The 4,393-nt window shown below is 68.7% G+C and carries 4 protein-coding genes and 1 pseudogene; 3 read left to right on the top strand and 2 right to left on the bottom strand.

Annotated elements, in window-relative coordinates; translation table 11 throughout:
• Both V7Z97_RS19460 and V7Z97_RS19455 read right to left on the bottom strand, forming a co-directional pair.
• Positions 1-187: pseudogene (locus tag V7Z97_RS19460) on the bottom strand (hypothetical protein); the annotation flags it as partial.
• Between the two features lie 68 nt (positions 188-255).
• Positions 256-927, bottom strand: coding sequence for a hypothetical protein (locus tag V7Z97_RS19455; RefSeq protein WP_334165141.1), 672 nt, complete (start codon positions 925-927; stop codon positions 256-258).
• A gap of 320 nt (positions 928-1,247) precedes the next feature.
• Between V7Z97_RS19455 and rpsL the strand changes: the two genes are divergently transcribed.
• The 3 genes from rpsL to fusA all read left to right on the top strand — a co-directional run bounded on the left by rpsL (position 1,248) and on the right by fusA (position 4,287).
• On the top strand, positions 1,248-1,619 hold the full coding sequence (rpsL, locus tag V7Z97_RS19450) for a 30S ribosomal protein S12 (protein ID WP_056018026.1): 372 nt from the start codon (positions 1,248-1,250) through the stop codon (positions 1,617-1,619).
• A gap of 12 nt (positions 1,620-1,631) precedes the next feature.
• Positions 1,632-2,105, top strand: a complete 474-nt coding sequence (gene rpsG / locus V7Z97_RS19445) for a 30S ribosomal protein S7 (protein ID WP_334165138.1) — start codon at positions 1,632-1,634, stop codon at positions 2,103-2,105.
• Between the two features lie 103 nt (positions 2,106-2,208).
• Positions 2,209-4,287, top strand: coding sequence for an elongation factor G (gene fusA, locus V7Z97_RS19440; protein ID WP_334165135.1), 2,079 nt, complete (start codon positions 2,209-2,211; stop codon positions 4,285-4,287).
• The last annotated feature ends 106 nt before the right edge of the window (positions 4,288-4,393 follow it).

Raw genomic sequence — 4,393 nt, 5'->3', positions numbered from 1 at the left:
CGGCCGGCTTCGGCGGCGGCCGTGGCGGCATGATCAGCACGGGGATGACCGGCTCCGGCGGGCCGGAGACCATGGGCGGGACCTTCAGGATCGGTGCGTGCAGGGCCACGAGCGTCAGCACCGCCACGTGGGCGGCGGCCGAAAGGCCGATCGCGATCGTCGTCCGGCGCCGCCTCGCCGCTCCCATGAGTCCCGCCGTCCCTCAGCTCCGCCCCATGGGGACGGTCCCCCGCGGCGATTTCGTGGCGGGCGGCCTCAGAACGGCGCGCGCAGCGTTCCGCGGTCGTTGCCCATCTGGGCGGCCATGCCCTCGGCGGTCTGGCCGGAACCCGCGCGGCCGGGCGCCGACGGCGGCGTGGGCGGCGCGGCGCGGTAGCGGGCGTCCGCGGCCTTGCGCGCGGCGGCGGCGTCGAGCCCGCGGGCCGTCTCGCGGCCCAGGCCTTCGCCCAGGTAGGGGGCGTCCCGGGCGCCGGCCGCCAGGCGATCGTCGCAGGCCTCGCGTTCCTCCCGGCTCAGCAGCGCCGGGCTCGAACATCCCACCCGGGTCCGCAGGGCGCGGGCGAGGTCCTGGGCCTCCAGCAGCCTGCGCGCCGACTCCTCCGGCGCGGGCGGGCCCGCCGCATCCGGCCCGGACGGCGTGGCCGGCGCCTCGGCGACGGGCGCCACGAGCGGCCTGACGTGGGCCGGCAGGTCGCGCGGCCGCACCTGGCGGCGGTGCAGCCGGATCGGGCCGCCCGGCGCGCCCGCGGTCGACGGGGCGGCGCGCGGCGACAGGAGGATCGGGATGATCGGCGCGGGCGCGCCGGCGCTGGACTGCGGCGGGACCTTCAGGCGGGGCGCATGCAAGGCCACGCCGACGAGCAGCACGGCGTGCAGCCCCGCCGAGATCGCCACAGCCCCGGCGCCCCGCCGTCCGCCCTTCGGCATCAGCCTCTTCCATCCGTCCCAAGCTGGGCTGTATGGGGGAGGGGGCGCGCGGCCTTTTCGTGGCCGGAACGGGGCGCCGGCGGGAACAGGGCCGGCGCCTTGCGCAAACGTTGACGGCGCGCCGCTTCGCGACTATGTAGCGCCCTCTTTCGAGGCCGGGATTCGTCCCAGTCCGGAGGCGCGGTTCCCGCCGGAACGCCAGACCACGGCGTCCCGGCGAGTTTTTGCGTTCACCGGCAGGCCCCGGACCAGAACACAACAACGACCCCAATCGAGGCGCCTCGGCCAAACGGCACACGCCTCCACGCAAGCGAGACTAGATGCCTACAGTCAACCAGCTCATCCGCAAGCCGCGCCAGGACAAGCCCTCGCGCAACAAGGTGCCGGCCCTGAAGGGCTGCCCCCAGCGCCGTGGCGTCTGCACCCGCGTCTACACGACGACCCCGAAGAAGCCGAACTCGGCGCTTCGTAAGGTCGCCAAGGTGCGCCTGACCACCGGCATCGAGGCGGTGTGCTACATCCCGGGCGAAGGCCACAACCTGCAGGAGCACTCCGTGGTGCTCATCCGCGGCGGCCGGGTGAAGGACCTTCCGGGCGTCCGCTACCACATCCTGCGCGGCGTGCTCGACACCCAAGGGGTCAAGGACCGCAAGCAGCGTCGTTCGCTCTACGGCGCCAAGCGTCCTAAGTAAGGATCAGAAGATATGTCCCGCCGCCGTCGCGCAGACAAACGTGAAGTCCTCCCGGATCCGAAGTTCGGGGACATCGTCGTCACCAAGTTCATGAACTACGTGATGTACGAAGGTAAGAAGGCCGTCGCCGAGAACATCCTCTACGGCGCCTTCGACATCCTGGAGGCCAAGCGCAAGGACCTGGGTCCGCTGGAAACCTTCCACGCCGCCCTGGACAACGTCGCCCCCGCCATCGAGGTGCGCTCCCGCCGGGTCGGCGGCGCCACCTACCAGGTGCCCGTGGAGGTCCGTCCGGACCGCCGCCGCGCGCTCGCCATCCGCTGGCTGGTCAACGCCGCCCGCAACCGCGGCGAGAACACCATGACCGAGAAGCTGGCCGGCGAGCTGCTGGACGCCTCCTCGAACCGTGGCGCGGCCGTCAAGAAGCGTGAAGACACGCACAAGATGGCCGAAGCCAACCGGGCCTTCTCGCACTACCGCTGGTAAGCCCTTTCCATCCTGAGCTTTCCGGCGCGGGCGGTTTGAGTTAAACCGCCCGCGCCGTTCGTTCAGGCCCCTACGAACCGCCCTTTTTCCAGAGCCATCCGCTATGCCCCGCACGCATAAAATCGAAGACTACCGCAACTTCGGCATCATGGCGCACATCGACGCCGGCAAGACGACGACGACGGAGCGGATCCTCTACTACACCGGCAAGAGCCATAAGATCGGCGAGGTCCATGACGGCGCGGCCACCATGGACTGGATGGAGCAGGAGCAGGAGCGCGGCATCACGATCACGTCGGCCGCGACGACCGCCTTCTGGAACGACAAGCGCCTGAACATCATCGACACCCCCGGGCACGTCGATTTCACCATCGAGGTGGAGCGCTCGCTGCGCGTGCTCGACGGCGCGGTGACCGTGCTCGACGGCAACGCCGGCGTGGAGCCGCAGACCGAGACCGTCTGGCGCCAGGCCGACAAGTACAAGGTTCCGCGGATCGTCTTCGTCAACAAGATGGACAAGCTCGGCGCCGACTTCGACAAGTCGGTCGAGTCGATCCGCGACCGCCTGGGCGCCAAGGCGGTTCCGATCCAGCTGCCGATCGGCTCGGAATCCTCGCTGCGCGGCCTCGTGGACCTGGTCCGCATGAAGGCGGTGGTGTGGGACAACGACGGCCTGGGCGCGAAGTACCGCGACGAGGAGATCCCGGCCGACCTGAAGGAAAAGGCCGAGGCCGCCCGCAACTACATGATCGAGAACGCCGTCGAGCTCGATGACGAGGCGATGGAGGCCTACCTCTCCGGCGAAGAGCCGTCGGAAGCGGTGATCAAGAAGTGCATCCGCAAGGCCGTGCTGACCGGCGCCTTCTATCCGATCCTCTGCGGCTCGGCGTTCAAGAACAAGGGCGTGCAGCCGCTGCTGGACGCCGTCGTCGACTACCTGCCCTCGCCGGTGGACATCCCGCCGACCCCGGGTATCGACTTCCGCACGGAAGAGCCGGTGGTCCGCAAGGCCTCCGACGACGAGCCGCTGTCGGTCCTCGCGTTCAAGATCATGGACGACCCGTTCGTGGGTTCGCTGACCTTCTGCCGCATCTACTCGGGCAAGCTCGAGACCGGCATGGGCCTGATGAACTCCACCCGCGACAAGAAGGAACGCGTCGGCCGCATGCTGCTGATGCACTCCAACAACCGCGAGGACATCAAGGAAGCCTACGCCGGCGACATCGTCGCCCTGGCCGGCCTGAAGGACACCCGCACCGGCGACACCCTGTGCGATCCGGCCCGCTCGCCGGTCATCCTGGAGCGCATGGAATTCCCGGCCCCGGTGATCGAGATCGCCGTGGAGCCGAAGTCCAAGGCCGACCAGGAGAAGCTGGGCGTCGCCCTGGCCAAGCTGGCCGCCGAGGATCCGTCCTTCACGGTCTCGACCGACCACGAGTCCGGCCAGACCATCCTGAAGGGGATGGGCGAGCTGCACCTGGACATCAAGATCGACATCCTGAAGCGCACCTACAAGGTGGAAGCCAACATCGGCGCGCCGCAGGTGGCCTATCGCGAGACCATCAGCCGCAAGGCCGAGATCGACTACACCCACAAGAAGCAGACCGGCGGCACGGGCCAGTTCGCCCGCGTGAAGCTGGTGTTCGAGCCGGGTGAAGTGGGTTCGGGCTTCGTCTTCGAGTCCGCCATCGTCGGCGGCGCGGTGCCGAAGGAATACATCCCCGGCGTCGAGAAGGGCCTGACCTCGGCCAAGGAAAACGGCCTGCTGGCCGGCTTCCCGGTCATCGACTTCAAGGCGACCCTGGTGGACGGCGCCTTCCACGACGTCGACTCCTCGGTCCTGGCCTTCGAAATCGCCTCCCGCGCGGCCTTCAAGGAACTGCGCGAGAAGGGCGGGGCCAAGCTGCTCGAGCCGATCATGGGCGTCGAGGTGGTGACCCCGGAAGAATACCTGGGCTCGGTCATCGGCGACCTGAACGGCCGCCGCGGCCAGATCCAGGGTCAGGACGTGCGCGGCAACGCGATCGTCATCAACGCCTTCGTGCCGCTGGCCAACATGTTCGGCTATGTGAACAACCTTCGCGGGATGTCGCAGGGCCGCGCCCAGTTCACGATGCAGTTCGATCACTACGAGGCGGTGCCGCAAGCCGTCGCCGAAGAAGTGATCAAGAAGTACGCCTAAGACCTTCCAACCCTAGCTAGAGGACAAGCCCGGACAGGGCTGGAGCTTGAAATGGCCAAAGAAAAGTTCGAACGCACGAAGCCGCACTGCAACATCGGCACGATTG

Origin of the sequence: Phenylobacterium sp., assembly GCF_036821595.1 — a bacterium.
In the GTDB taxonomy this organism is placed as follows: Bacteria; Pseudomonadota; Alphaproteobacteria; order Caulobacterales; family Caulobacteraceae; genus Phenylobacterium.
The sequence above is the reverse complement of the archived record's forward strand: the minus strand, read 5'-3'. Positions and strand labels throughout refer to the sequence as shown.